Genomic DNA, 4,124 nt, shown 5'->3' with positions numbered 1-4,124 from the left:
GTAGCCGTTATCGGTGAACGAATCGATTTGTGGAATAGCGTTGAGTGCGATACGGTGAGCGAATTTTTTCGGTTCCATATCATCGAGTTTGAACGCGAAAAAGGCTTGCATCTGCTCTACAAGCTCTTCCATCCCCGTTTTACCCGCACCTGAAGTCGCTTGATAAGTACTGACATCGATGCGCTGTAAATCATAGGCATCATCGAGGGGCTTAAGGGCTTGAACCATTTGGATGGTAGAACAGTTAGGATTGGCAATGATACCTCGGTTACGCCATTGGGCGATGTCTTCGGGGTTCACTTCAGGAACGACGAGAGGGACGTCCTCATACATACGGAAATGACTCGTATTATCGATGACTACGGCTCCCGCTTCTGCGGCGTAAGGGGCAAATTCTGCCGATACGCTTCCGCCGGCACTAAAGAGGGCGATTTCGATCTCTTCTTCGGCAAAAACGGTAGGGGTCAACTCTTTGATTACGAGGTCGTGATCTTTGAATGTAACCGTATTTCCTGCACTTCGTGCACTTGCCATCGGGACAAGTTTGTTTAATGGGAAATCGATCTCTTCGAAAATACGTAAAATTTCTTCTCCGACGGCACCGCTGGCACCGACAATCGCAACGTTATAAAGTTTCATAGGAGTCTTTCCTTGGGGATGAATGGGATCACCCGTGAATATTTTTTCGCGATTATATCGAATACCGACTTATATTCGACCTAATCCACGCGCTTCTAAAAAGAGGTCTTCGGTATCAATAACCTCTCCGTCACTTAAAATCGCTGAACGTTCAACGACGGAGATAAGTTCACGAATGTTTCCAGGCCAGTTGTAGTTCATTAACGCGTTGCGTGCCGATGTCGTAAAGGCTTTGGACTCGTAACTGTACTGAGTGCAATAGCGCTCCAGAGCCGCTTCGGCTATCGAGAGGATCTCTTCGCGCCGTTCACGCAGCGGCGGGATATTGAGGGGGATGGTGTTAAGGCGATAATAAAGATCTTCTCGAAACTTACCTTCGTTAATTTTAGTATGCAAATCGGCATTGGTGGCGCAAATGATCCGTACGTCGATTTTCGTATTTTTCGAACCACCCAAACGGCGGATTTCACGCTCTTGGAGTACCCGTAGTAATTTGGCTTGTAGAGAATAAGGCATTTCGGCGATTTCGTCCAAAAACAGCGTTCCCCCTTCTGCGAGCTCAAACTGCCCTGTTTTGGCTTCGGTGGCATCGGTGAAAGAGCCTTTTTCAAATCCGAACAGTTCGCTCTCTATCAGGTTATCGGGGATTGCCGCCATGTTGATAGCGATAAAGGGCTTGGATGCGCGCGGTGAACTTTCATGGATATGGCGGGCAAAGACCTCTTTACCGACACCGCTCTCCCCTAAAAGCATCATGCTCGCATCCGTAACGGCAGCTTTGCCAATACGGAGAAGGAGTTGATCGAGGGCAGGGGAAGAGCCTAAAAACTTTTCACCTCGTGCAGGTTCTTGAGAGGGTGTTTTTTGAGATTTTTTAGCAATTGCTGCCGTCCTCTCGATAGCGGTTACCAAGGTCTCAATTTCGAACGGTTTAAGGAGGAAATCTTTCACCCCCAGTTGAATCGATTCGATAGCACGGGTGAGGGTGGCATTTCCGGTGATAATAATCACCTCGTATTTGCCTCCGAGGGTTTTAACGAATTCGATCCCGTCCATCCCCGGCATATTGATATCACTGATAACGAGGTCAAAGGTATCATCGAGTTTTTTGAGGGCATCACGGGCATTTTTGAAGGTATGAATCTCATATTTTTCATAGTCACTCATCGCTATTTCAAGCGATTTTCGCATATTGATATCATCTTCAACAATCGCAATTTTCATAAAAAAACCACCCGCTATTTAGTTGCGGTTATTGTAACAGACTCATCATTAAACTCGACTGCATAGCACCGCGAGGGGAGGGTAAGGGAATTAAGGGTTTGTATGTGGGAAGAGCCAAACGTATCATTGCTTTTAACCCGAAACTCACCCGTGGAGGCAAACTCCAAAAATGGTGTCTGTTCGCGTTTAAGGACACTGTCCAGTGTTTCATTAAGAGTACGTTTGAATACGATGAGGGGACCGTTTTGATGAGACATACACGGTTGCATCGCTTTAGAAACCCAGAGCGTTTCATTGATAGCTTGAGTGTTTTTGGCGGTAACCCGATACCCTATATAGTAGTTATCGGCACCAATGCAAAGAGTCGTGATTAGCGTAAGACTCGTGAATAGGAAAGAGAAATTTCCATTTCGACTTCGCACAGACCCTCTTTAAACGTAGTATTCATAACATTAGCACCGCGTACGAGTGCTTCAACGGATGTACGGGTCGTTGATTGCTGCATCATCATATTTTTGATGGTGTCTTGCCCTTCAACTTGTACCCCTTTAACTCTCTCAGCGATAAGACGATACCCATCAACCATAGCGGCACGTTTAGCGAGTGCGTACGCTTGTGCAGGCGAAGCGGTAACGGAAGGGGCAACCCCTTGGCCGATAACGGTAATGATAAGTTCATTTTGAGATTTTAAAATCGGTTCAACACAATGACCGTCAGTGCCGCTGTAGACACATTTTACTTTGGTTTCAGAAGAATCATCACTGTTGAAAAATCCCGCGTGAAGTGCGGGAACAGCGAGAAGCAGTGCAAGAAGAGCAGAGATTCGCATTCGGGTTCCTTCGGGTAAGTTTGGAATAATTACCCAAATAGAGCAAATACTATTCCAATTCTAATGTTGTCGGTTCGCTTCCTTCGCCTTCTTCATTTTCGTCTTCATCATCCTCTTTTTTCGGACAACGGGAGATGCTCGCAACATCATCCCCTTTGATAATGTAGACGCCGCTGGTATTACGTCCTGATTTAGCGATAGTTTGCATATCGACACGGATCATTTTACCCGCTTTGGTGAGTGCCATCATATCCATTGTCTCATCAACCATGAGACAACCTACCACGGTCGTTCCGGTTTTCGCGTTGAGTTTCATCGCGATAACACCGGTTCCGGCACGGTTAGTAAGGCGATACTCTTCTGCCGTAGTACGTTTTCCGATCCCTTTTTCACTCACCATGAGGATCTCTTCTTCATCAGACTTGATGATATTGGCATCGACGACGACATCACCCTCTATTTTGAACTTGATACCGCGAACACCACGGGTGCTACGTCCCTGATCACGAGTTTTTTCGATTTCGAATTTGATACATTGCGCGTATTTGGTGACGATAAAGAGATATTTTGTCTCTTCGGTCGCAATGTGTGCGGTGATCAATGCGTCATCGTCATCAAGGACAATCGCACGAACACCGTTGCTACGGATATTTGAGAATTCATTCAATGCGGTACGTTTGACGACACCGTTTTGGGTAAAGAATACAAGCGATTTTGTTTCACTGAAATCGGTTGTCGGGATAATCGAGCGGATTTTCTCATCGGCTTCGAGGTTGATGAGATTGACGACCGCTTTACCTTTGGCCGTACGTGATCCCTCAGGGATTTTGTACACTTTGAGCCAGTGGAGCTGTCCGCGGTCTGTCACGAACATTAATGTATCATGAGTGTTGCAGGTATAGAATTTCTCGATAAAGTCATCATCGTAGGTGGTTACGGCAATTTTACCTTTTCCGCCTCGGATTTGTTTCTCATACGCTACCAACGGTACACGTTTGATGTATCCGCGATGGCTGATGGTGACAACCATCGGCTCATTCGGGATCAAATCTTCGATGTTGATATCATCGTAGTTGTCTTCGATATCGGTAACACGAGGAATGTTGAACTGTTCAACGAGTTCAACGAATTCCCCCTTGATAATATCTTTGAGAACCTCTTCACTGCGGAGGATGCTCTCTAAGTAGTCGATATGAGCCAAAATCTCTTTGAGCTCATTTTCGATTTTATCGCGCTCTAATCCGGTAAGGCGTTGGAGACGCATATCCAAGATTGCTTGGGCTTGTATCGGAGAAAAACCGAACTCAGAAATAAGGCCATTTTTAGCCGCTTCACCGTCATTGCTGGCACGGATCAGTTTGATGATCGCTTCGATATGATCGAGCGCTTTTTTCAAACCTTCCAAGATATGGGCACGCGCTTTTGCTTTTTC

The 4,124-nt window shown here is 46.1% G+C and carries 5 protein-coding genes; all 5 read right to left on the bottom strand.

Going from position 1 to position 4,124, the window contains the following annotated elements; translation table 11 throughout:
- Positions 1-639: aspartate-semialdehyde dehydrogenase (locus A2517_RS07875; protein WP_294895818.1), on the bottom strand; the 639-nt coding region annotated here is incomplete at its 3' end.
- A gap of 69 nt (positions 640-708) precedes the next feature.
- Positions 709-1,863 carry a sigma-54 dependent transcriptional regulator gene (locus tag A2517_RS07870; protein ID WP_294895816.1) on the bottom strand — a complete coding sequence of 385 codons (1,155 nt, stop codon included), beginning with the start codon at positions 1,861-1,863 and terminating at the stop codon, positions 709-711.
- A gap of 14 nt (positions 1,864-1,877) precedes the next feature.
- Positions 1,878-2,120, bottom strand: a complete 243-nt coding sequence (locus tag A2517_RS07865; protein ID WP_294895814.1) for a hypothetical protein — start codon at positions 2,118-2,120, stop codon at positions 1,878-1,880.
- 113 nt (positions 2,121-2,233) lie between these two features.
- Complete coding sequence (locus tag A2517_RS07860) at positions 2,234-2,692, bottom strand: LPP20 family lipoprotein (RefSeq protein ID WP_294895812.1); 459 nt, start codon at positions 2,690-2,692, stop codon at positions 2,234-2,236.
- Between the two features lie 49 nt (positions 2,693-2,741).
- The coding region (locus A2517_RS07855) for a DNA gyrase C-terminal beta-propeller domain-containing protein (RefSeq protein ID WP_294895809.1) at positions 2,742-4,124 on the bottom strand (1,383 nt) is incomplete at its 5' end.

It is taken from the genome of Sulfuricurvum sp. RIFOXYD12_FULL_44_77 (assembly GCF_001830725.1).
In the GTDB taxonomy this organism is placed as follows: Bacteria; Campylobacterota; Campylobacteria; order Campylobacterales; family Sulfurimonadaceae; genus Sulfuricurvum; species Sulfuricurvum kujiense_A.
The sequence above is the reverse complement of the archived record's forward strand: the minus strand, read 5'-3'. Positions and strand labels throughout refer to the sequence as shown.